The following is a 23,121-nucleotide window of genomic DNA, read 5'->3' on the forward strand; positions in this document are numbered from 1 at the left end:
ATCATATTGATTTTTATATCATAAATTATCCCTCAGGATGACAATCACACTTATTTAGAAATGACGACGCTGTTAAGTGAATACTGCTAACTGAAAACTGAACTACAGCTTCCTTCTCTTCAATTCTCTTTCAATCAAACCTAACTCACGACCTGTTTGTCCGGCCACCGACGTATTTTCCTGTGCTCTTCTGAACAAATAAGGCATTACCGCTTTAATCGGGCCATAAGGAACATATTTAGCCACATTATAATTCGAGTCAGCAAGATTAAAACTTAAGTTATCACTCATGCCCAATAACTGGGCGAAGTATACGTGCGGATGATTGTGCGTAATCTTTTTTTCCTCCAAAAGGTAAGTCAATAACCGGCTGCTATCCTCATTATGCGTTCCGGCAACAATGGCAATATCTTCAATATGATCCACACAATAGCGTAAAGATTCATTGTAATCGTGGTCTGATGCGGCTTTATCCGGCTGAATCGGCGAGGGATACCCCATTTCCGCAGCACGTTTACGCTCTTTTTCCATGTAAGCACCACGTACCATTTTTACGCCCAAAATAAAGCCATCCGCTTTTGCAATCAAATGATCAGCTTTCATATCGGCCAGCTTATCATGGCGGTACATCTGGTAAGTGTTGTACACAATAATGCGTTCGCGGTTATATTTACGCATCATATCCAGCGCCAGTTCATCAATGGTATCCTGAATCCAGGTTTCTTCTGCATCAATCATGATAGGCACTCCTCTATCATAAGCGGTTTTACAGATCATTTCGCAGCGTAACTTCACCTTTTCATATTCTGACTGTTCTGCTGCAGTTAGCGTCCCTTTAGCATCCAGTTTCTGTAATAGCGCAAAACGGCCGATACCTGTTATCTTAAATACCGTAATCGGAATTTTGGGATCGCCATCGGCACGCACAATGGTGCGGATAATTTCGGCACAGGTCTCATCAAAAACCCGTTCTTCCTCTTCTCCTTCCACCGAATAATCTAAAATGGTACCTACCCCACCTTTGTCCAGTTGCGCAATAGCCTTATCACATTCTGCAATGGTTTCACCGCCGCAAAACTGCTGAAAAATGGTTGCTTTAATGGCGCCCTGAATCGGCAGGCCAATATTTAAAAAGAAGTTTGTAATGGCGGGACCAACTTTCGTGAGGAAATTATTTCCGATCATTTTAAAAAGCCAGTATGCTTTTTTAAGTTCCTGGTTAGATTTTTGGCGGAATGCAATTTCCGTATTATCGAAATTTGGCAGTTTCTTGGTGGATAAATCCATTTGTTACGATATAATAAGTCAGATTGATGCAAAATTATAAAAAGCATTGGTTGTTAAAACTAAAAACCTTTAAATAATCGTATTTTTGCACAAAATGATACAATTCAAATTAGAGGGCGAATTTATTCCATTGATCCAGCTGTTAAAAGCAAGCGGATTGGTAGGTAGTGGCGGCGATGCCCAAACCGTTGTTGAAGATGGTTTAGTAAAAACCAACGGCGAGGTCGAATTCCGCAAACGTTATAAGGTTAGAGTTGGCGATATTGTTATTTTTGGCGAAAATAAAATAGAAATTATTTAATGGAACCACTTACCAGCGCAGGCCATACGCTTTATTTCGAAAGCAATTTAGACGCTTTAAAAACACTTTTAGCAAGCAATAAATACAGCAAGGTTTTTGTACTGGCTGATGAACATACCAGTGAAGTTTGCCTGCCCCTGTTTCAATCCATCTTAGACTTTTCTGAATTTGACCTGATTGAAACTTCAGCAGGTGAAGAAAATAAAAACATCGATTTCTGCATTGGCATCTGGAAAACCTTACTGGATTTTGAAGCCGACCGTAAAAGCCTGATGATCAACCTCGGTGGAGGTGTAATTACCGATATGGGTGGCTTTATTGCCTCTACCTATAAACGCGGAATCGATTTTATCAACATTCCCACCACCCTCCTTTCTCAGGTTGATGCCTCAGTTGGCGGTAAAACGGGAATTGATATCGACAATGTAAAAAACATGGTGGGTACCTTTACCCTCCCGCAAATGGTTTTTATTGAAACCGCATTTTTGAAAACACTGCCCCCGCGCGAACTTTTATCGGGCTTTGCCGAGATGATTAAACATGGTTTAATTTACGACAAAGCTTATTACGAAAAACTTAAGGTTAGTGACTATTTAACGCCCGCAGCAGCAGATATTTACCGCTCGGTCGAGATTAAAAATGAGGTGGTAACCATCGATCCGCATGAGAAAAACCTGCGGAAGATTTTAAACTTTGGACATACCATCGGCCATGCTATTGAAGGTTATTCTTTGGCAAATGACGAAAATCCGCTTACACATGGTGAAGCCATTGCCATTGGTTTTGTGTGCGAGGCAGCGCTTTCAATCAACAACAGCACATTGAGCACAGAAGAACTGGAAGATATCAGCAGATATATCTTATCGTTGTATCCCAAATATCATATTAAAAAAGAAAGCTATAACACCCTTTTGGAATTAATGAAAAGTGATAAAAAGAACGAAGACGGAAACATTCTCTTTTCACTTTTGGAAAACATAGGTAAATGCACGTTTAACTGCCGTGTAAGTACAACCGATATTTTAAGCAGTTTAGATTATTATAACAGTTTATAAAATGAAATATACCGGAAGTGATATTTCTGTTATCGGGCTTTTTAGCTTCGTAATCGTGTTAACCCTGGTTGAAATGTATTTTAGCTACCAGCACGACAGAAAATTATATACCAAACGCGATACCTGGACCAACATCTATCTGATGACTGCAGCTGTTGTGATTAATTTAGGTACCAAAACATTTACTTTTTTCTTATTGGCCTATTGTTACCAGTTCCGCTTGTTTCAGATTTCCAATGTTTGGCTCTATTGGATCGTGCTGATTTTAGCACAGGATTTTTTATACTGGTTTTTGCATACCGTAGGTCATTACGTACGCTTTTTCTGGGCAATGCATGTTACCCATCACTCTTCTGAACACTTTAACTTAACCACGGGTTTCCGTTCAACTGTTTTTGAGCCATTATACCGCGTTTTCTTTTACCTGCCCCTGGCCTTTATGGGCTTTACGGCAGTTGATATTCTTTTTGCCTACCTGGTTACCCAAATTTATGGCAACCTGGTTCACACCCAATACAATATCAGATTCCCGAAATGGTACGAGTATATCTTTGTAACGCCGTCTCATCACCGTGTACACCATGCCAGTAATGTGCGTTACCTTGATAAAAACATGGGTATGGTATTAATTCTGTGGGACAGGTGGTTTGGAACCTTCCAGGCCGAGTTACCTGAAGATAAAGTTAAATATGGCTTAACCACCCAGCCTACCGATACAGGCCCTGTAAACATTATTTTCCACGAATTTATTGCCTTAACAGCAGATGTAAAAAAGGCACCCACCTTTATGGATAAAGTGAAATACATTTTTAACCCACCGGGGTGGAGCCATGACGGAAGTACCAAAATCGCAAAGATCATGCAAAAGGAGCTGCGCGAAGAAGAACAGAAAAGACATGATGACGAGCAAAAGCAAAAAGTAAAAGCACTTAACAACCATGGCGAGCTAAGCTCTGCAGGATAAAAATAAACCAAGGTCTGTGTCTCCACAGACCTTTTTTTTTTATGATATACCACACCTAATTTTGTCACTGATTACGCTCCATCAGGCACAGTATTTGGTAATTTCTCTCTTTAAACTTAATATCTATTATACTTAGATATAATTCGTATTTTTGGTATAAAATTTACTGCTATGACCACATTAACCATACAAGTTAAAGATAACGATACTGAATTTCTGCTAGAGGTATTAAAAAGAATTAATGCAAAAGTGGTTCAGCCTTCTAAGAAAAAACTTCTGTTAAATGGTATTGCTCAGGGGATAAAAGAAGCAAAAGAAATTAAATCTGGCAAAATTGAGCCGTTATCTTTAAAAGATATCTGAAACAATGGAAATAAAGATAATCTACTCACCTATTTTTATAAAAAAAGCCAAGCAATTAAAAAAAAAACATTTATCTCTAATTAACGATTTATCCGAATTAGAATCCCAACTGCTCGAAAATCCACGAATTGGTGCCGATCTTGGCAATGGAATTTTTAAGATAAGATTAGCTGTTAAAAGTAAAGGAAAAGGAAAGAGCGGTGGTTACAGGGTAATTACTTATCTGCAGATTGAAAATGAAATCAATATGATTTACATTTATGATAAATCTGAAGAAGCTACTATCACTAAAAAAGATATTCAGAAAATAATAGAAAGCTTGTAAATTCAATTAATATCTGAGTTAAATTCTACTTTCTATATCAGCTATCTTCAGTTAAAATCGATAGTTACATATCAACTAAACAATAGATTTGAATATTATACACTCATTGCCAAAACGGTTCAAAAACAAAAAAATTAAATTTCATTAAAAATATTTTCATTTTACTATTGACAAATTAAATTTTGTTACTACATTTGGCTCAACAAAAAAAGAAATGCAAAATACAAACACATATTACTTTGGTTACTTTTACTATTTTAGTAAGAGCCGGGGCTAATATGCAAAAAGATATATAACAATATTAAAATGTATAAAAAAGTCCCGGCAACCAGCCGGGACTTTTTTGTTTTAACGCAAAAATGGAAACGACAAAACGAGTAGCAATTCAGGGTATTAAGGCATCTTTCCACGAGGAGGCCGCATACAAATTCTTTGGTAGAGACATTGAGACTGTTGAGTGTAATTCTTTTAAAGAAACCTGCGATAAATTAGAAAAAAACGAGGCAGATTTCGTCGTAATGGCGATCGAAAACTCTATCGCCGGCAGTTTATTACCAAACTATACACTGATCAGAGATTTTGGTTTTTCAGTTGTAGGCGAGGTTTACTTAGCTATCCAATTGCACTTGATGGCGCTACCAGGCGTAAAGTTTGAAGATATTAAAGTGGTTACTTCACACCCCATCGCCATCCGCCAGTGTATCGATTTCTTTTATGATTATCCACACATTAAAATCGTAGAAAGCAATGATACCGCAGCCTGTGCCAAACGCATACAGCAAGAGCAGCTAACAGACACGATGGCCATTGCAAACAACTTAGCAGCAGAACTTTACGGCTTAAACATTTTAGAACGCCGTGTAGAATCAAATAAGAAAAACTATACCCGTTTCCTGATCCTGAAAAAAGACAAAACAGACGAAGGCAAAAAAATAAACAAAGCATCTATTTGCTTTCAGGTTGGCCACAAAGCCGGTTCATTGGCAACAGTGTTAAATATCTTCGCAGAACAAGAAGTAAGCTTAACAAAAATACAATCTATGCCGGTTTTAGGTAAAAGAAACGAATATTACTTTTACGTCGACTTAGAATGGCCAAGCACCGAAAAATATGATAAGGCCATTAGAAAGGCATTAAAATATACATCGAACTTTAACATATTAGGAGAATATCAAAAGAACGATAAAGTATAAATAAGTCTGGAGTCCGAAGTCTGGGCCGAAGACAAATAATAGAATATTCAAACTTGTAATAATAAAATAATTAAAATATAATTCCTGATTTCCGACTGCGGACTAAGGACTTTAAACAAACCCTTCATCATGAAACTTAATTTAAACATTCAACCTTTAAACACCTGGTTAAACGTAAACAACGAACCACTAATCATTTCCGGTCCCTGCAGTGCAGAAACTGAAGAACAATTGTTAATTACAGCACACTTATTAGCGGCTACCGGTAAAGTATCGGTATTACGTGCAGGTATCTGGAAACCACGCACCCGTCCGGGAGAATTTGAAGGTATCGGAAGTATTGGCTTAGAGTGGTTAAAACGTGCCAAAGCGGAAACTGGTTTACCTACAGCTGTAGAGGTTGCAAATGCAAAACACGTTGAAGAGGCTTTGGCTGCTGGTGTAGATATCCTTTGGATCGGTGCACGTTCTACAGTAAATCCGTTCACCGTTCAGGAAATTGCTGATGCTTTAAAAGGCCATGATGTTCCGGTATTAATTAAAAACCCGGTTAATCCTGATTTACAGTTATGGATCGGTGCAATTGAGCGTATCAATGGTGCCGGAATTACTAAAATCGGTGCTATTCACCGTGGATTCTCATCTTTCGAGAAAAGTTCTTTCCGTAACGAACCAATGTGGGAGATGGCTATCCAGTTAAAAACTTTATGCCCTGAACTTCCCATCATTAACGATCCAAGCCATATCTGTGGTAACCGTGAGTTAATCCCTTACGTTGCTCAAAAAGCTTTGGATTTAGATATGCAAGGTTTAATGATCGAATCTCATGTAGATCCATCAGTGGCCTGGACAGATGCCAAACAACAAGTTACACCAGCAGCTTTAGCTGATTTGGTAGATCGTTTAACCGTACGTGAACCTGAAGTACCAAATGAAGCCTCTGCCGATAAATTAGCCGAACTGCGTAAATCAATTGATAAAATTGACGATATCTTGTTACAGAAATTAGGTGAGCGTATGGCTATTGTAGAAAAAATCGGTGAATTTAAACGTGATAACCAGGTAACGATTTTACAGGTAAACCGTTGGGATGCCATCATCAAAAAAGGCCATGCTTTTGCAAAAGCTTTGAAACTGGATTTAAACTTTACAGAGAAATTCCTGGAATTAATGCATGGTGAATCCATCCGTAAACAAACTGAAATTATGAATGCCGGTAAAGCCGAGAAAGGCATCGCTGCTGAGCAACATAATGAAGTTAAAGCCTAAGTAAGGTATAAGGCTGGAAGGTGTAAGGTAGAGGGGGAAACCTAACCTTAAAAAGAAATCTTCTACATATAACATTATCGATGTGGTGTCAGATGTCACCATCTGACACCTACATTTAAGTTTAAAACAGAATAAAAATGTCTAAAAATGCCTTAGTTTCTTTTAAAGGAACCAAGAATATTAATGCGGAAATCCAGTTAACAGGCTCAAAAAGCGAATGCAACAGGGCTTTAATTATAAGCGCTTTAAGTAAAAATCTGGTTAAAGTAGATAATCTTTCCAACGCCGCTGATACCGTAACATTAAATGATATCCTGAACAAGCTGGGAGTTGAGGGTAGTGATTTGAGAGTAGACGCTAACCGGAAAACGGCAAACTCCGAACTGGTTGATGTGGGGCCTGCCGGAACCGCTATGCGTTTCTTATCGGCGTATCTTTCGGCAAAAAACGGCAACTTTTTACTTACGGGGACCGAACGCATGAAGCAACGCCCGATCGGTATTTTGGCCGAAGCCTTAAAAACCATTGGTGCTGACATTTCTTATGCAGAGGCTGAAGGTTTTCCACCGCTGAATATCAATGGTCCGTTAGACCAGAAAACAAACCAGGTAAGAATTAAAGGCGATATCAGTAGTCAGTATATTTCGGCATTGTTAATGATTGCCCCTGTCCTGCCCCAAGGTTTGACTTTAGAAATTGAAGGTGAGCTTACCTCCAGGCCATATGTAGATATGACTTTGGATATGCTTGCAGAAGTTGGTATCGAACATCGCTGGAACGGGAATTCGATCACTATTGAACCCCAGGCTTTTAAACCAGGGACCCTGGTTGTAGAGCCCGATTGGAGTGCAGCATCCTATTGGTATAGCATTGCAGCTCTCGCTCATGAAGCAGAAATTAATTTACCGGCTTTAAAAGAGAAAAGTTTACAGGGCGATAGCCAGATCAAAAACATCATGAAGATTTTTGGCATTGCAACCAGTAAAACGGAAAAAGGAATTTCGATCAGCAACCTGGGACTGTCTTTAGATACCAATCAGATACTAGACCTTAAAACCTGCCCTGATTTGGCACAAACCATTATCGTTATTGCTGCAGCTTTGGGTAAAAACATGGCTTTTACGGGCCTGGAAACTTTAAAAATCAAAGAAACAGACCGCATTGCGGCCCTTCAGAACGAACTGGCAAAAATTGGCGTTACATTGGCTGAAAAAAATCTGATTTATACACTAAACACAGATAATCTTCATTTCCCGGATAAAATTACCATTGCAACCTACGAAGACCACCGTATGGCCATGGCTTTTGCACCACTGGCATTGTTGATTAACGAAGTCGAAATTGAAGACATGCAGGTGGTAGAAAAATCATATCCATATTATTGGGAAGATTTGAAAAAAGCAGGGTTTGAGGTGAAAGAGATTTGAGAAGTGAGATACCAGATGTGAGACATCAGATTAATTAAGACAAATAAATAATAAGATTTGAGGGAGAAAACTTCTCAAATCTAACCCCTAAATAATTTAAAAACTGAAGTTTAGATACGAATTTGGTTCTTCTCAAATCTCATATCTACTCTCTCTTATCTAATAAACATGGCAGGCAACTCATTCGGACAACTTTTTCGCATCACAACATTTGGCGAATCTCATGGTGTGGCTATTGGTGTAATTATCGATGGCTGTCCGGCACAATTGGATATTGATATGGATTTTATCCAATCAGAACTGGATAAACGTAAACCAGGTCAATCTAAAATCACCACGCAAAGAAAAGAAAGCGATACCGTTCAGATTCTATCGGGTGTATTTGAAGGAAAAAGTACCGGGACACCTATTGCCCTTTTAATTCCGAATGAGGACCAGCGTTCAAAAGATTACGGGCATAATGTGGATGTTTACCGCCCCAGCCACGCCGATTATGTTTACGATGCCAAATACGGAATCCGCGATCACCGCGGTGGCGGGCGCTCGTCTGCACGCGAAACCGCTGCCCGCGTAGCAGCCGGAGCAATTGCCAAATTGCTTTTAAAGCAACAGGGGATCGAAATTTTCGCCCATGTAACTTCAGTAGGTACAATTGAAGCGCCAAATTTAGAAGGCAATGACCTATCTGCTTTATTGCAAATCAGAGAAGACAATATTGTTCGCTGTGCCGATCCTGCAACTGCACACGAAATGATTGAATTTATAGATTCGGTTAGAAAAGATGGCGATACCGTTGGCGGAAAAATAAGCTGTGTAATAAAAGGTTGCCCGGCAGGTTTAGGGGAACCTGTTTTCGATAAATTGCACGCTGATTTAGGTAAAGCCATGCTCAGCATTAATGCCGTTCACGGTTTCGAATATGGCTCTGGTTTTGCAGGAAGCGAATTAAGGGGTTCACAACATAACGATATCCCCCAACCAAAAGCTGCCGATTCAAAAGTGTTTAAAACCACCACCAACTATGCGGGTGGTATTTTAGGCGGGATATCCAACGGAATGGATATTACCTTCAAAGTGGCATTTAAACCTGTAGCTACTATTATGCATAACCAACAAACTATAAATGCTGCGGGTGAAGCCTCGGAGATTAAAGGCAAAGGCCGGCACGACCCTTGTGTAGTACCCAGAGCAGTCGTTATTGTTGAAGCAATGGCTGCACTGGTTTTAGCCGATCAGTTTTTAAGAAACAAAGCCAGTATCATCTAATTTTCCTCAATGAAAATTTTCACCTTTCTATTGCTCCTCATCAGCATGAACAGCTTTGCCCAAAGCTACGCTGAACAGATTGCAAAGCACCGTGAGGCTTACATGCAGGATTTTATAAAAGACGAACGCGCTCCACTAAAGAAAAGTGACCTGCAAAACCTGCACTTTTACGACGCGGACAGTACTTATAAAATATTCGCTACAATAGCATTACTAAAAAACGAAAAAGTTTTCAAGATGCCTGCTTTTAATGGTTCAAGCAGCGATTATTACCGGTATGCACATGTTAACTTCGTTTTGGATGAAAAGAAAATCCAAATGACTTTGTATAGAAGTGTTGCTTTGTCAAACAACCCATTATATAAAGATCACCTCTTTTTGCCTTTTACAGATGAAACCAACAATAAGGAAACTTATGGTGGTGGCAGGTACATTGATCTGGATGCTAAAGAAATTGTCGATAATCACATCGAAATCGATTTCAACAAGGCTTATAATCCATATTGCGCCTTTAGTGAAGGCTATCGCTGTCCGGTACCACCAGAAGAAAACGACCTGCAATTGGCCATAAAAGCAGGAGAGAAATTATATACGGGAAAAAAGAAACATCAAAAATAAATTTTTACGGAAATTACGCTGAAAATCGTTGATACAACTTTTACTCCTTTCTAATGAACTAACTTCAGATTAAGTTTGATTTATTAAAGAAAAAAATGATCAAGGAATCACTTTTTTAATCATGCCTCAACATTAATCATCTTCAATAGAAATAAAAAGACGATGATCAATCATCTAACTATCCAGCTATTCGTTAAAATAGCGAAGGATATTTAGAGGGATTTGCATCATGCATCATCTGGTAAACAGCTTCAATTACATCATCAACAGAAGGCTTACTGAAATAATCACCATCTGATCCGAATGGTGGGCGATGTGCTTTGGCCGATAATGTTTTTGGCTGACCATCTAAATGAAAATAACCTTTCTGTTCTTCCAGTACCTGTTGAAGGATATAGGCCGATGCCCCTCCGGGAACATCCTCATCCACCACCAATAATTTACTGGTTTTGGCAAGTGATTTTACACAAACCTGTGTAATATCAAAAGGTAAAAGCGTTTGTGTGTCTATAATTTCGACAGAAATACCCAATAAGTTCAGCTCTTCTGCTGCTTCCTGAACAATTCTTAATGACGAACCGTAAGAGATAACCGTAATATCAGTTCCTTCTTCTAAAACCTCTGCCCGGCCTAAGGGTACTGTAAAATCACCGGCATTACCCGGCAGTTTTTCTTTAAGGCGGTAACCATTTAAACATTCAATTACAATGGCTGGTTCATCAGCCCTGAAAAGAGTATTATACATACCTGCAGCCTGCGTCATATTTCTTGGCACGCATAAATGCATACCTCTTAAGGCCCCTAAAATCATGCTAATTGGCGATCCGGAATGCCAGATTCCCTCCAATCGATGACCACGGGTGCGCACAATAACCGGCGCTTTCTGAATTCCTTTGGTACGGTATGAGAGCGATGCCAGGTCATCACTAAGCACATTTAAAGCAAAAATCAAATAATCAAGATATTGGATTTCGGCAATAGGCTTTAAACCCCTCATGGCTAAACCTATCCCCTGCCCCATAATGGTCATTTCCCTGATGCCGGTATCGGTGATTCTTAACTCGCCATATTTAGCCTGCAAACCTGCAAAACCTTGATTTACATCTCCAATGTTTCCTAAATCTTCTCCAAAAGCAACCAAACGCGGATCGCGTGCAAAGTTTTCATTAAAGCAGGCGTTGAGTACTTCCCTACCATCAACCATTTTCGATTGTTCATCATATACGGCTTCAACCAGTGCAATCTTATCCGGACTTTCATTACCATTGGTATGCAGTTTGGAATTGTAACGATCGTAATTTAAATGATCCTGTAGTTTATACCATTCCACCAGTTTATCCCGTTCAGGACTGCTAAAAGCAGCTGATAAACGTATGGCTTTGCGTGCAGCTGCAAATACTTCCCTGCGTTGCGCATCAGCAATTGAAGCTAATCCTGCCGCAATTTTTGCCAGTTCGGGCTGATGTTTAGCTACGCCGCTAACCAAATCAACTACTTGCTTCTGTTCTGGTTTAATGCTGTCCAAAAACTCATTCCAGGCTTCTTTTTGGGCGTTGCGAACAAAAATCTTTGCCTCTTTTTCAAGCGCTGCGATTTCCTCTTCGGTTGCCAGGGCCGATTCGAGCATCCAGGCACGCATTTTCTGGATACAATCGTATTCAGTTTCCCAAGATAGGCGTTCTTTTGATTTGTACCTTTCGTGCGAACCAGATGTGGAGTGTCCCTGAGGCTGGGTGAGTTCGGTAACATGGATTAAAACAGGTACATGTTCATCCCGGCAAACCTGTATCGCCTTTTCATACACCTCACATAAAGCCGGATAATCCCAGCCTTTTACTTTATAAATTTCATATCCTGGCTGGTCAGCATCACGCTGAAAACCTTTTAAAACCTCAGAAATATCTTCTTTTGTAGTTTGATATTTTGCCGGAACGGAAATGCCATAATCATCATCCCAAATAGAAATGGCCATGGGTATCTGTAATACGCCAGCAGCATTAATGGCCTCGAAAAATACCCCTTCAGAAGTTGATGCGTTGCCAATGGTACCAAAGGCCACCTCATTTCCGTTTACAGAAAAGTGTTTTAAATAATCGAGTTCTTTATTTTGCCTGAATAATTTAGAAGCATAAGCCAAACCTACCAAGCGGGCCATCTGCCCACCGGTTGGCGAAATATCAGATGAGCAATTTTTAATCTGCGTTAAATCGTTCCAGCTGCCGTCTTCATTTACAGATTTTGTTGCAAAATGGCAGTTCATCTGTCTTCCCCCCGAAAATGGATCCGCACCTTCTGCCGGATTAGCATAGAGCTGCGCAAAAAATTCTTTGATAGTAGAAATCCCTGTGGCAAAGGCAAAAGTTTGATCGCGGTAATAACCCGAGCGCCAGTCGCCATTTTTAAATGCTTTAGCCATGGCCAATTGCGGAACCTCTTTCCCATCGCCGAAAATGCCAAATTTAGCCTTACCTGTTAATACTTCCCTGCGGCCTAAAATACTGGCCTGCCTACTTTCGAAGGCAATTTTATAGTCGTTTATAACAATAGATTTAAAATCGTTAAAACTAAGTTCGGAAGCATCAATAGTTTTGGTCATCAATTTTTCATTCGGCATAGTAATCAAAGATTGGTTGCGGCAAATATATGGAAAATTAAAAGTTTGCCTTTACCCTACATTGTAAAATTATATATGGATTTGCAAAATATATTTGGAATAGTTTTTGTTTTATTAGGAAAACATTAAATTTGTTTTAGAATTATTAAAAAATAAATCACACCACATAACATGAAAAAGATCTTAGTATTATTCGCTTTTGTTTTAGGTTTGGGTCTTGCAGCAAACGCACAAACCAAACCTGCAGAGTTCAAATTTGAATCAGAAACGCACGATTTTGGTAAAATTGTTTTGAACAAACCAGTAACTTACGATTTCAAATACACCAATGTTGGCGAAGCGCCTTTAATTATCACCAAAGCTGAGGCAAGCTGTGGGTGTACAGTACCTAAGTATACTTCTACACCAATAAAAAAAGGTGAAACCGGTGTAATTTCAGTAACGTTTAACGCCGCTGCTGGTCCATCAACCTTTTCTAAAGCAGTAACCATTACTTCAAATGCAAAAACACCAATTAAAGTGCTTTACATTAAAGGCGAAACAGTTGCCGCATCTTCAAAATAATTTTTAAACGATAATATTTAAAAAGTCCGGATTTTCATCCGGACTTTTTTATTTTTGTGCCATGCCAAAAATTTCACAAAAAGGTGTGCAGATGCCTGCTTCACCAATCAGAAAGTTAACTCCATTTGCAGATCAAGCTAAAAAAGATGGTAAAAAAGTTTTCCATTTAAATATTGGTCAGCCAGACATAGAGACACCCGAAGGAATGTTAAATGCCATCAAAAACATTGATTTTAATGTTTGGGCCTATACACCATCAGAAGGTACCCTTGCTTACCGTTTAAAACTTACCGAATACTACAATAAACTGGGTTACGATATTACGCCAGAAAATATCCTGGTAACCGTTGGTGGCTCAGAGGCCATCACCATTGCCATGCAAACCTGTGTAAATGAAGGAGATGAAATTATCATTCCGGAACCTTTTTACGCCAATTACAATGGCTTTGCCTGTATGAGCAATGTTGTGGTGAAACCGATTCTTTCTTATATCGAAAATGGTTTTGCATTGCCACCGATTGCCGAATTCGAAAAATTAATTACAGAAAAAACCAAAGCAATTATTATCTGCAACCCTAATAACCCAACGGGTTATTTATATTCTAAAGAAGAATTAGAGGCTTTAAAAACGCTTTGTGTTAAATACGATCTGTTTTTATTCTCTGATGAAGCGTATCGCGAATTCTGTTATGATGGAAGGGAATTTATTTCGCCAATGCATTTGGATGGTTTGGATGAAAATGTGGTGGTTATGGATACGGTTTCTAAACGTTACAGTGCATGTGGCGCACGCTTAGGCTGTTTGATTACCAAAAACAAAGAAGTGATTGCATCAGGATTAAAATTCGCACAGGCAAGGTTAAGCCCGGGCATGGTAGAACAGATTGCTGGTGCGGCAGCTGTAGATACTCCGGACAGTTATTTCGAAAAAGTAAATACCGAATATACTTTACGCAGAGATACATTGGTTAACCGGTTAAATAATATTGATGGCGTTTTTTGTCCTAATCCGGGGGGTGCATTTTATGTAGTAGCCAAATTCCCGATTGATGATGCCGATAAATTCTGCCAGTGGATCTTAGAGGATTTTAACCACAATAATCAAACGGTTATGATGGCGCCTGCTACCGGCTTTTACTCTACCGCTGGCTCTGGTAAAAATGAAGTCCGTATGGCTTACGTTTTAAATACCAATGACTTAAATGCAGCTATGGACTGTCTGGAAATAGCGTTGAAGCAATATCCGGGAAGAGTGGATTAACGATACCTCGTTTAAGCCGGTTGCTTGGTGAACAGCGGTTCATTACAAGTAACCGGCTAAATAGTTAAGCCAGAGTGGCTGAACGTGTATGATAACATTTAAACATCAAAGCAGATCCAAAAACATTTCTTTCAACTGATCCATGATAGTTGTTTGTGTATTCTGATCACCTGTTTCATTTTACCAAAACAATAAACAAAATGCAATGGTTTTGAGATCATGAATGCATTTAATATTGAAATTAACCATAATGATCAGGCACTAACACTGACCATTATTCCACAACATGATCATTTTAGGATTGTTTATTTAGAAGAGATTTTAGGCATTTTAAAAAAACAAGGATCTGACTGGATCTTAATGAAAGCGGACGAGATCGATGCTGAAACATTAGTCACTAAAAATAAACTGACTGGAAGCGGTCACCACATTTCTTTAGGCGTAGCCGAGATCAACCAGATTTCCGGCGCAATAGAAAACCATCTGCAATAATATATCTAATGCAATTTTCCTAACGATGAGTTGGGAAAGTCTATGCATTTTCCATACTTCCCTAATTTGAATGTGGGTGTTACTTTACCACATGATATAGCCTGTTTACGCTAGCCAACAATTGTTAACATTTATTTTCGCCACGTTAAAGTAGCTTTTTACCAAGTTGATTCGGAAAATGAAAATAAAAAAGCTAGAATTAGGCAATTGGCTTTTGAGCAAATGATGTACGAAATTATAAGCTTCAGGGAATTGATTTTAGATGTTATTAAGATTAAAGTGGCAGGGCAATGCCATGACAAAGAATCCCAACACAAAATCATAAAAGAAAGTAAACGGATAATGAGTTCCATTCTACATCATGCTACGTTGGTTGAGCCTGATAGAGCTAAAGCTTACATCAGGCAACATCAAAGAGGATTGATGCAATTAATTGATGAGGTAGAAGCGCTAACAAATGAAAATGAGCCTTACGCTGATCAAAAAAGTAGAAACGGAATGATTAGTGGTTTAGTAAAGCTACTTCATCAAATGGTAATCGATCTTCAGCAGCATTTACCATATTATTTTGACTTCGATTGCCCCGTTTCAGCGGCAAGCCAGGAACAACTCATTTTAGATATTGCATCAAATTCCGGTCAGATCCTGAAAAAAGTTGAAGAATTGCATGCAGACCAGGAAACCATCAACCTGTTTAAACAGCTCTTCAAAAACCTGAACGACTATACAGGGCGTTTCACTTTTGAACAGGCTAAATACCTGTACGCTTTTTTTGATTCCATAAAGATGGCTTTAAATACTTTTGTGCCACCTTTAGATTTTTCCGACATTATTCTTCTACTTGTATCATTAAATTTTAATCATCCCTTCTTTTATCACTCCTGCTGCAGCCACCTTAATCGCGAGCTTCAGAATTGCGAAAACATAAGCGAGCAATATAGATTAATCCATTTCTTTAAAAAACTGATTGGACAGGTTTTTAAAACCATCAGTATACCATACCATAAAAATTTGCCCGATATTGATGAAGCCATACTCAGGTATATTGAAAGTGAAATCAGCTACCTGCAATCAATAGATACCATAGCCGAAGATCTGACGCGCGGTGGTATTTTAGAAAGCAATTTTAAGGTAACCTTCACCGTTAGGCAGCTTGCCCTATTTATCAACTTGCAAGTCGAGGCGGGCATTATTACAACAAAGAGTCCAAAACTGCTGCACCAATACATTACTAAACATTATAGTACGACTGAAAAAGATGTTATATCAGAAAAAAGCTTTAAAAATGCATACTATGGCAATGTTGATAAGGATATCCAAAAGGTGATCGAAAAAATCGTTGTCATGTTGAACATTGCCCAGGATAAATGCTAACCAAGAAGATCTAATAATTCTTTCCTGTGTAAGAAATCTACAAATTCAAAATACCAGTGTTCTGAATAATCCTCAAGCGTAGATAATTCTTTTTGTTTTACTCCAATAATATCCTGAAGGGTAAAAAAGCCCATTAATTTGCTTCTAAGCTTAAAATTCTCAGATAGTGGAAGTTCTGCAATGGGCAGATTGAGAAGAAAGTAATTTGACTGGGAGGAACTGTCCATAAAAGCGTGGGTTAACCCGATATCCGTTTTAGGGGCACCGCAAATGCCCAGACACAAGATAAACAGGCACCCACGCATAGCGTAGGCAACCATCTATTTTTTCCTGTGTCTTTTGAAGTTTTGCGGTTTTCTAAAACAGTAAAATAGCTGTTGCTAAATATCAATATATAATTAGTTTTTATTTCATGGCTCAAATATAACAGATCTAAGCCTTTTATTTTCTTAAAACGAAAAAATAACGGGGTTGCTGAGGGTGGCTGGAACAGCAACTTGACAAACGTCGAAATAGCCATTTCTTTACCTTCAAAAAAATGGTTATGGAAAAAGAACAATACCTCTCTAAATTATCATCCTATCAAAAACTTTCGGTCGGCCTCCGCGCCTACATTGGTTACGCGATGTACCAAACCGATTTCATGAAACTGGAAAAAATCGCACTCAACAACACATCGCTTGGCCATTTTTGCTATCTGGCCAAAGGCGGTGGAAGAATATTTACTGATGACACCGAGAATGAGCAGGAAATTACCTTGATGTTTTTCCAGGCAAACGATATTTTACCAGACTTTAAATCCATCTCCAGATATGCAAAAAGGCAGTTTTTCATACAATTTTCAGAAGACACTACTTTGCTTGCCATACCCGTAAAACACGGCAATAATATGCATAGGCTATTCCGCGAATCGGCCACTTTAAGTGCTGAAATAAATGCTGAATTATTGGCCAAAGTAATCGTAATGATTATTGGATTAAAAACTCAAAATGCCGACCAAAGGCTGAATAAATTACTTGCATCTTTTCCGATCATTTTTAGCCAAACTGCGGTAAAAGATGTGGCGTCATACCTGGGCGTTCATAGCAGTACGCTGAGTGCAATGAGAAATAGAAATTACAAACATACACCCTAATTTACTTGGCCTATCGATCAACAGCAGCATGATCACCCACATTGGTTTAGTCATTTTTGATGAAGATATTGGTTTTTCCCATTTAGATGTGAGGCGGTTTAGCAGAATATAATCCAATTTCGAAATGGCAAAGAAAACGGATATGAAAACATCGATAGTACAGGTTATTTCCGCAGCATTCATTTTACTCTGGGTATATACCGCGGGGAGCAAATTGACTGACTTCCAGGCTTACCAGCAGCAAATGAGTCTGCAAGTTTTTAGCCCAAGTGTAACAGCGGTGCTATTATACTTAATCCCATTCCTGGAAATAATTGCTGCTGTACTGCTATTGATTAAAAAAACCAATAAGCTGGGCTTAGTCTTATCGCTCTTACTCATGTTGATTTTTACCGGATATATCCTACTCATCATTTCAGGATACTTCCCAAAAGTACCATGTAGTTGTGGTGGCGTAATTAAAGCCATGGGCTGGAAGGCTCACCTCATTTTCAACATTTTTTTTATTAGCGCCGCAATGCTCTCACTATTTATTAAACTAAAGCCGGAGGTACGTGACAAAGATTAAGGTTAAATAATGGAACTGGCCAAGCCAACAGATCAAAAACTACAAGCTGTATTGATGGCCAAGAAAAACAAACAGCAGGGCTAGCTGCTTAAGCCCTATTTGATAAGCAGTAAATATCAAACTTAAAAAAACATGTTAAAAAAAATCAACTTAGGCCTTGTAGCCCTCGTATTGGGGTTCGGCCTTATCGCAACACAAAGTGCTTTCACTACTAAATCAACCACTTTCTGGGCTTACCAGCCAAATGCAAACAACAACTTAAGGGATTACACAAAGTACATTCATACCTCGACGCCTTCAGAAAAGTGTACTGAAGATAATGAGCCATTACCATGTGTTATCCAGGTTCCGGAGTCAGTTGCCACTCAATCAGATCTTCAAGATTTTTTTGCAGATAAAACAAATAGTGAAATTCTTGCATTATCGGCCCAACGCACACCAGAACAATAGCCAGAAAATTAGTGGGGAAGAATTTCCCCACTAATTTACCTAGGATTTTGCTCAATACCACTTATTGCAATCACATCTTGCGGAATTTCCAGGGCATACCTTCTATCATTGGGTTTAAGTTCATAGTTAGTTCCATTGGCGGTTCTTCTCAACTTAATGTTCGCACCTTCAAGATTAAACCGCTTTAAATCGGTCCAGCGCAAGCCTCTCATAACCAATTCCTTTCTCCGCTCTTTTAAAATCAAACCTAAAATATCCAGCGAATTGACCGTATAAGGAATGTAAGTACCACTTTTGAAACGTTTGATCAATAGCGTATTTAGATCATCTACCGCAATTTGTGAATTTCCTAAACGCGCATTACATTCCGCCCTGATGAGGTATTGCTCATCAACCGTAATACCGGGAAATACGCCCTGTCCGGCCCGGTAACTCCCTCTCCAGCCAAAGGTTCCGTTATTGTTATTTTTAAAATAAAGTACTTTCCTCAAGTCGTTATCTGCATATTGGTTAATCAAATCTCCAACAATCTTTGCCCTTGAATTATTCAGAATCTGCGGGTTAGCAGCAGAAGATTCGTAAATAACCTCAGCATTGAACCTAGCAAAAGGAAATGTAGGCGTAGCGCTGATCTGGTTATAATCCAATAAAACAGCTTTAATCTTAAGACATGAATCTGCATATAAGGCTGCATTTGTATATTCTCTCATACTCAAATAAACACGGGCGAGCAGGCCAAAAGATGCCTGCCTACCAGGGCGGAGTGGATGTACCGATACATTTGGCAGCAAGCGTTTGGCTTCAAAAAGATCAGCAAGAACATAATTGTAGCCCCTGGCTACCGATGATCTGACTGAAGTTTTGTTAAAATCAGTAGATTCTCTTATCACAGGACCCAAATCACCATCTGCAGTACTGCTATTATAACCTACTGACCAAAGTTGCAAAACATTGTAATAAGCACGGGCGCGATTAAAATATGCCTGCCCTTTTATATTATCATATTGGGCAGCGTTTAATGAAGTCAGCTCGATTTTCTCCAGATTCTCTAAAACGGTGTTAGCGGTATAAATTAATGCATACAGGTACTCCCAATCGTTGGGAAAGTTTGCACTGGTAAATAAATTATCCTTTTCCCATGTATATAGCCTTCTATTTTGCTCATTTGATAAACTGTTCAAGTCTGCATCAGTCACAAAATAGTCATCAGCACTAACTTCAGCGGCGCCCGGATCTACCGCATTGTTTAAATTTTCGTTATTCAGCAATGCCTGCAGATCGTCAAGTCGTTCTGGTACGGCCAACTTCATATCGGATTTTTCATCCAAAAACTTTTTACAGCCAGGTAGTGACATCGTCAGCACAATAGCTACTAGATATAATATTTTCATATAATTTATTTAAGATTAAAAGCTGGTCCTTAGGCCAATTGAAACTGTTTTAGGAGGTACGAGACCATTTAAACCAATTTCATAGTCAGGATCTAAACCCTGTTTGTTTGCCACCCATATCAGGCCCAAATTTGAAATTGTAGCATAAACCGTTAAACTTCTGAATACTTTCGACTGAATTTTTGGGCTGTAACTCAGATTAATGTACTGCAGGCGGATATGGTCGCCTTTTGAGATCAGCACTTCTGATCCCCTGTAAAAATTGTCTCTGGCACTAACTGTGGGATATATTTGAGAAGGTACATCCGTGTTGAGTTCATCGCCTGGCTGTTTCCAGCGCAAGCTATAATCAGCATGGCCCTGTCCCGTATTATTCAGGTTAGCATATTGGATAGAATTTCTTCTAAAAAAATAATCAAGCTTAAAGCTAAACTGAACATTAAGCTCAAGGTTACCATATCTAAAACCGTTGCCTAAGCCACCAAATATCCTGGGTACAGCAGAACCATAATAAACCAGATCAGAAAGCTGTGTACCTTGCCCTGTAATCAGGTTATAATCCTTACTTGCGTTGCCGTTCAGGTATCCGATGGGATCGCCGTTAGCAGGATCCAGGCCGCCCCACCTGTAACCATATATCGAGTAAACCGGACTTCCAATGATGCCCGAGATTGAGGGTCCCCCTGCAATGCCCAAAAAGTTGCTTCCCTGGTAATTTGAAAATAAATATTTATCAATCTTATCCCTGTAACCGCTTATATTAAAATTGCTTTTCCAGATCAACCTGCCTTCGGTATTGATGGAATTAAGCTGAATCTCCCAGCCATTACCACTCATTTCAGCCGCGTTTTTTATAATTGATTGGCCTACACCGCCGGAATAATCCAGGCTTTCAATACCGAACAGATCTTTTCCCCTTTTATGGAAATACTCCAGGGAACCCGACAAGCGGTCTTTCCACATGGAAAAATCTACCCCCAGATTTGTCATTGCGGATGTTTCCCATTTTAAGGAAGGATTAGAGTAGGTATTGAATCTGGCATATGGCAGTCCGGTATTGGTAGAACTCCCTACATAAACGATAGTTGAAATTGAGGTCATAGCAGGATCAATGTTACCGGTAAGCCCATAAGTTGCCCTGATCTTTAGCGAACTGAACAGGTCTTTGTTAAAAAAATGCTCATTTGATACATTCCATAGTAACCCCGCTGACCAAAGTAAATTCCATTTATCATTGGTGTTAACCCCAAAAAGATTCGAGGCATCCCTTCTGCCGCTCAGGGTAACGGTATATCTGGATTTATAGGAATAAGATAAATTGGAAAAAACGGAAACGAATCGCGTATCTGTAGATATGATTCCGTTTCTGTCTGGTATAAATGAATTGTTTCCGGTAACAAGCGAGGGATATGCAGTCGTATAGTCAACCACGCCCGCAGAAATAATATCATCCCTGAAACCATACAGCCTGGAAGACAATCCGTTAACCGACGACGCCCTTGTTTCTGCACCAATAAATCCTGCTATAACATGTACTGGTGTACTTAGGCTATAGTTTAGCTGCCCCCGCAGATTATGCACCTGTAAAGAGTTGAAAGAATTATCCAGAATTCCTCCCTTCGGTATCTTATAACTTAAAACATTGTTTGCATATTGAGCGAAATCATTAACCAGGTTACGAGCAAAATAACTTTGCTCATCGCTAAGCACCGGATTTTTCCGTTCCTGGTTTTCATATTGGTATTTTAACGTAACAGAAAACCCATAAGGTAATTTTTGTATTAAAGCGGCATCAAGAAGCAGGTCTCCTACCTTGATCTGGTTGTTAACATGCTGGTAATCTGTTAAAGGATAATATCTCCAATCACCCAAAAGGCCACCCGCCAATCCACTTAAATATGATGCGCGCCTATCCTTTGGTATAGCAAGTGCATTGCCATCGGCATCAGCAAATTCTGCATACGGATAAAGATTGCCTGATACAGAACTGATGCTTCCATAATCTGGCTTTCCTGTGCGCGCAGTGCTATTGGTATAATAAAATCCGGTGCTAACCTCCATGCTTTTATAGGGCTTGTAGGTCATGCTCATTTTTGCATTCAACTTCCTAAAAACAGCATCAGTTACTGATCTGTTGTCATCAACGCTTACTGAAGAATACCATTTGAATAATTCCTGCCCACCGGAAACATTTACAGAAGCCTGATTGTTCAATCCTGCTGAATAAAAATACTTTTTATACTGGTCCCTTACATCCAGCGATTTTAACCGGTCAATCTCTGCCTGCGCGTCATTACCCGATACCGTTCCTTTCTCTTTTTTCAGCAACAGTTCTACAATGGGGCTTAAGGCCGGCTGTTGAGCATTATTGACCTGAGATTGATAAAAACCTTTAGAAAAAAGAAAGATTTCATTATCAATATAGTCTGCCGGGCTGATCTGCTTTAACCTTGAAAGGTTGGGACTTTGAACAAAACTGGTATTGATATTTGCATCAATCTTTACTTTCGAATTAAACCGTCCATTTTTAGATGTAATTACCACCACTCCATTACCTGCTCGTGCGCCCCAAATACTTGATGCAGCTGCATCTTTTAAAATTGTAATACTTTCCACATCGTTGGGGTTGATATTGTTGATGTCGCCCTCATAAGGAAAATTATCCAGTACAATCAGTGGCGCTTTGGGCCCCTGTATCGAACTTAATCCGCGGATCATCAGCCTTCCACCGCTGTTGGTAGACCGGTCAACGATCAGCCCCGATGAAACTGCCTCTAATCTGGAGATAATGTTAGGCCCCACCTGTTGCGCCAATAGTGTATTGTCTAAATTGGTAAATGAGCCTGTTGAACGTTCTTTCGGCAAGGTCTGGTAACCTGTGTGCACCTGTACCTCGTCCAGCAACCTTACTGTAGGCTGTAAGTAAATGATCAGATCAGCTTTTAAAGGTAAACTTAGCTTAATTAAAGTTTTTTCATAGCCCATCTGGCCTACTTCAACTGTGTATTCTCCAATATATTTAGGGATTGAAACCTTACCCGTGCTATCACTAATGAAAGTTTTATTAGTTTTTGTAAATTGTAAGATCACTCCTTCCAAAGGAGTTTTCATTTCTGCATTGAAAATTCTGATGCCGGCTAATTTCTCTTGGGCAGCTGTGCTTAATGAAATGAGGAAAGCAGTTAAAAATAAGATGTATCTCAT

Annotated in this window: 22 protein-coding genes; 17 read left to right on the forward strand and 5 right to left on the reverse strand. The window is 39.3% G+C overall.

Annotated features, from left to right (window positions below; translation table 11 throughout):
* Window positions 1-102: 102 nt before the first annotated feature.
* On the reverse strand, window positions 103-1,287 hold the full coding sequence (locus tag BM107_RS23435) for a proline dehydrogenase family protein (RefSeq protein ID WP_090987941.1): 1,185 nt from the start codon (window positions 1,285-1,287) through the stop codon (window positions 103-105).
* 94 nt (window positions 1,288-1,381) lie between these two features.
* On the opposite strand from BM107_RS23435, the gene BM107_RS23440 reads away from it, so the two are divergent.
* The 10 genes from BM107_RS23440 to BM107_RS23485 all read left to right on the forward strand — a co-directional run bounded on the left by BM107_RS23440 (window position 1,382) and on the right by BM107_RS23485 (window position 10,068).
* Window positions 1,382-1,588: an RNA-binding S4 domain-containing protein gene (locus BM107_RS23440; protein ID WP_090987943.1), complete on the forward strand. Its 207-nt coding sequence runs from the start codon at window positions 1,382-1,384 to the stop codon at window positions 1,586-1,588.
* A complete protein-coding gene (aroB, locus tag BM107_RS23445; RefSeq protein ID WP_090987945.1) occupies window positions 1,588-2,643 on the forward strand; it encodes a 3-dehydroquinate synthase in 1,056 nt (351 codons plus the stop codon). Before BM107_RS23440 ends, aroB begins: the two co-directional genes overlap by 1 nt.
* Window position 2,644: 1 nt before the next feature.
* The gene (locus BM107_RS23450; RefSeq protein WP_244278899.1) at window positions 2,645-3,607 is read left to right on the forward strand and encodes a sterol desaturase family protein; all 963 of its coding nucleotides are present in this window, start codon (window positions 2,645-2,647) and stop codon (window positions 3,605-3,607) included.
* 171 nt (window positions 3,608-3,778) lie between these two features.
* On the forward strand, window positions 3,779-3,970 hold the full coding sequence (locus tag BM107_RS23455) for a hypothetical protein (RefSeq protein ID WP_090987947.1): 192 nt from the start codon (window positions 3,779-3,781) through the stop codon (window positions 3,968-3,970).
* A 4-nt stretch (window positions 3,971-3,974) separates the two neighbouring features.
* Window positions 3,975-4,295, forward strand: a complete 321-nt coding sequence (locus tag BM107_RS23460) for a type II toxin-antitoxin system RelE/ParE family toxin (RefSeq protein ID WP_090987949.1) — start codon at window positions 3,975-3,977, stop codon at window positions 4,293-4,295.
* A 359-nt stretch (window positions 4,296-4,654) separates the two neighbouring features.
* Window positions 4,655-5,488: a prephenate dehydratase gene (locus BM107_RS23465; RefSeq protein ID WP_090987951.1), complete on the forward strand. Its 834-nt coding sequence runs from the start codon at window positions 4,655-4,657 to the stop codon at window positions 5,486-5,488.
* Between the two features lie 129 nt (window positions 5,489-5,617).
* On the forward strand, window positions 5,618-6,757 hold the full coding sequence (locus BM107_RS23470) for a chorismate mutase (protein WP_090987953.1): 1,140 nt from the start codon (window positions 5,618-5,620) through the stop codon (window positions 6,755-6,757).
* 137 nt (window positions 6,758-6,894) lie between these two features.
* A complete protein-coding gene (aroA, locus tag BM107_RS23475) occupies window positions 6,895-8,184 on the forward strand; it encodes a 3-phosphoshikimate 1-carboxyvinyltransferase (protein WP_090987955.1) in 1,290 nt (429 codons plus the stop codon).
* 168 nt (window positions 8,185-8,352) lie between these two features.
* The gene (gene aroC, locus BM107_RS23480) at window positions 8,353-9,450 is read left to right on the forward strand and encodes a chorismate synthase (protein ID WP_090987957.1); all 1,098 of its coding nucleotides are present in this window, start codon (window positions 8,353-8,355) and stop codon (window positions 9,448-9,450) included.
* Between the two features lie 9 nt (window positions 9,451-9,459).
* Window positions 9,460-10,068, forward strand: coding sequence for a DUF1684 domain-containing protein (locus tag BM107_RS23485; RefSeq protein ID WP_090987959.1), 609 nt, complete (start codon window positions 9,460-9,462; stop codon window positions 10,066-10,068).
* Window positions 10,069-10,261: 193 nt separating this feature from the next.
* Here the strand turns inward: BM107_RS23485 and BM107_RS23490 are convergent, their stop codons facing one another.
* Entirely contained in the window at window positions 10,262-12,682 is a 2,421-nt protein-coding gene (locus BM107_RS23490; protein WP_090987961.1) for an alpha-ketoacid dehydrogenase subunit alpha/beta, read from the reverse strand.
* A 171-nt stretch (window positions 12,683-12,853) separates the two neighbouring features.
* Between BM107_RS23490 and BM107_RS23495 the strand changes: the two genes are divergently transcribed.
* The 4 genes from BM107_RS23495 to BM107_RS23510 all read left to right on the forward strand — a co-directional run bounded on the left by BM107_RS23495 (window position 12,854) and on the right by BM107_RS23510 (window position 16,373).
* The gene (locus BM107_RS23495) at window positions 12,854-13,246 is read left to right on the forward strand and encodes a DUF1573 domain-containing protein (RefSeq protein WP_090987962.1); all 393 of its coding nucleotides are present in this window, start codon (window positions 12,854-12,856) and stop codon (window positions 13,244-13,246) included.
* A 61-nt stretch (window positions 13,247-13,307) separates the two neighbouring features.
* Window positions 13,308-14,507 (forward strand): pyridoxal phosphate-dependent aminotransferase, encoded by a 1,200-nt coding sequence (locus tag BM107_RS23500; protein ID WP_090987964.1) that lies wholly within the window; start codon window positions 13,308-13,310, stop codon window positions 14,505-14,507.
* A gap of 219 nt (window positions 14,508-14,726) precedes the next feature.
* Window positions 14,727-14,999 carry a hypothetical protein gene (locus BM107_RS23505; RefSeq protein WP_090987967.1) on the forward strand — a complete coding sequence of 91 codons (273 nt, stop codon included), beginning with the start codon at window positions 14,727-14,729 and terminating at the stop codon, window positions 14,997-14,999.
* 342 nt (window positions 15,000-15,341) lie between these two features.
* Window positions 15,342-16,373 (forward strand): hypothetical protein, encoded by a 1,032-nt coding sequence (locus BM107_RS23510; protein ID WP_139222329.1) that lies wholly within the window; start codon window positions 15,342-15,344, stop codon window positions 16,371-16,373.
* Here BM107_RS23510 and BM107_RS24570 read toward each other — a convergent pair.
* Complete coding sequence (locus tag BM107_RS24570; protein ID WP_134203311.1) at window positions 16,370-16,600, reverse strand: hypothetical protein; 231 nt, start codon at window positions 16,598-16,600, stop codon at window positions 16,370-16,372. The genes BM107_RS23510 and BM107_RS24570 overlap by 4 nt on opposite strands.
* 317 nt (window positions 16,601-16,917) lie before the next feature.
* Here BM107_RS24570 and BM107_RS23515 point away from each other — a divergent pair, with 317 nt between their 5' ends.
* The 3 genes from BM107_RS23515 (at window position 16,918) to BM107_RS23525 (ending at window position 18,526) form a co-directional block, all read left to right on the forward strand.
* A complete protein-coding gene (locus BM107_RS23515; RefSeq protein ID WP_134203310.1) occupies window positions 16,918-17,508 on the forward strand; it encodes a Crp/Fnr family transcriptional regulator in 591 nt (196 codons plus the stop codon).
* A 142-nt stretch (window positions 17,509-17,650) separates the two neighbouring features.
* Window positions 17,651-18,076: a MauE/DoxX family redox-associated membrane protein gene (locus tag BM107_RS23520; RefSeq protein WP_139222330.1), complete on the forward strand. Its 426-nt coding sequence runs from the start codon at window positions 17,651-17,653 to the stop codon at window positions 18,074-18,076.
* A gap of 132 nt (window positions 18,077-18,208) precedes the next feature.
* Complete coding sequence (locus tag BM107_RS23525) at window positions 18,209-18,526, forward strand: hypothetical protein (protein WP_090987975.1); 318 nt, start codon at window positions 18,209-18,211, stop codon at window positions 18,524-18,526.
* Between the two features lie 35 nt (window positions 18,527-18,561).
* Here BM107_RS23525 and BM107_RS23530 read toward each other — a convergent pair whose 3' ends face one another.
* Window positions 18,562-19,917: a RagB/SusD family nutrient uptake outer membrane protein gene (locus BM107_RS23530; RefSeq protein ID WP_090987978.1), complete on the reverse strand. Its 1,356-nt coding sequence runs from the start codon at window positions 19,915-19,917 to the stop codon at window positions 18,562-18,564.
* Between the two features lie 15 nt (window positions 19,918-19,932).
* Window positions 19,933-23,121, reverse strand: coding sequence for a SusC/RagA family TonB-linked outer membrane protein (locus tag BM107_RS23535; protein WP_090987980.1), 3,189 nt, complete (start codon window positions 23,119-23,121; stop codon window positions 19,933-19,935).

Origin of the sequence: Pedobacter suwonensis (assembly GCF_900111825.1) — a bacterium.
Taxonomy (GTDB): Bacteria; Bacteroidota; Bacteroidia; order Sphingobacteriales; family Sphingobacteriaceae; genus Pedobacter; species Pedobacter suwonensis.

Coding starts and splice junctions, on each gene's coding strand:
- BM107_RS23515 (WP_134203310.1), top strand. CDS start 16,918: ATGGAAAAAGAACAATACCTCTCTAAATTATCATCCTATCAAAAACTT.
- BM107_RS23490 (WP_090987961.1), bottom strand. CDS start 12,682: ATGCCGAATGAAAAATTGATGACCAAAACTATTGATGCTTCCGAACTT.
- BM107_RS23520 (WP_139222330.1), top strand. CDS start 17,651: ATGAAAACATCGATAGTACAGGTTATTTCCGCAGCATTCATTTTACTC.
- BM107_RS23510 (WP_139222329.1), top strand. CDS start 15,342: ATGAGTTCCATTCTACATCATGCTACGTTGGTTGAGCCTGATAGAGCT.
- BM107_RS23455 (WP_090987947.1), top strand. CDS start 3,779: ATGACCACATTAACCATACAAGTTAAAGATAACGATACTGAATTTCTG.
- BM107_RS23530 (WP_090987978.1), bottom strand. CDS start 19,917: ATGAAAATATTATATCTAGTAGCTATTGTGCTGACGATGTCACTACCT.
- aroA (WP_090987955.1), top strand. CDS start 6,895: ATGTCTAAAAATGCCTTAGTTTCTTTTAAAGGAACCAAGAATATTAAT.
- aroC (WP_090987957.1), top strand. CDS start 8,353: ATGGCAGGCAACTCATTCGGACAACTTTTTCGCATCACAACATTTGGC.
- BM107_RS23440 (WP_090987943.1), top strand. CDS start 1,382: ATGATACAATTCAAATTAGAGGGCGAATTTATTCCATTGATCCAGCTG.
- BM107_RS23450 (WP_244278899.1), top strand. CDS start 2,645: ATGAAATATACCGGAAGTGATATTTCTGTTATCGGGCTTTTTAGCTTC.
- BM107_RS23470 (WP_090987953.1), top strand. CDS start 5,618: ATGAAACTTAATTTAAACATTCAACCTTTAAACACCTGGTTAAACGTA.
- BM107_RS23460 (WP_090987949.1), top strand. CDS start 3,975: ATGGAAATAAAGATAATCTACTCACCTATTTTTATAAAAAAAGCCAAG.
- BM107_RS23485 (WP_090987959.1), top strand. CDS start 9,460: ATGAAAATTTTCACCTTTCTATTGCTCCTCATCAGCATGAACAGCTTT.
- BM107_RS23535 (WP_090987980.1), bottom strand. CDS start 23,121: ATGAGATACATCTTATTTTTAACTGCTTTCCTCATTTCATTAAGCACA.
- BM107_RS23500 (WP_090987964.1), top strand. CDS start 13,308: ATGCCAAAAATTTCACAAAAAGGTGTGCAGATGCCTGCTTCACCAATC.
- aroB (WP_090987945.1), top strand. CDS start 1,588: ATGGAACCACTTACCAGCGCAGGCCATACGCTTTATTTCGAAAGCAAT.
- BM107_RS24570 (WP_134203311.1), bottom strand. CDS start 16,600: ATGGACAGTTCCTCCCAGTCAAATTACTTTCTTCTCAATCTGCCCATT.
- BM107_RS23495 (WP_090987962.1), top strand. CDS start 12,854: ATGAAAAAGATCTTAGTATTATTCGCTTTTGTTTTAGGTTTGGGTCTT.
- BM107_RS23435 (WP_090987941.1), bottom strand. CDS start 1,287: ATGGATTTATCCACCAAGAAACTGCCAAATTTCGATAATACGGAAATT.
- BM107_RS23465 (WP_090987951.1), top strand. CDS start 4,655: ATGGAAACGACAAAACGAGTAGCAATTCAGGGTATTAAGGCATCTTTC.
- BM107_RS23525 (WP_090987975.1), top strand. CDS start 18,209: ATGTTAAAAAAAATCAACTTAGGCCTTGTAGCCCTCGTATTGGGGTTC.
- BM107_RS23505 (WP_090987967.1), top strand. CDS start 14,727: ATGAATGCATTTAATATTGAAATTAACCATAATGATCAGGCACTAACA.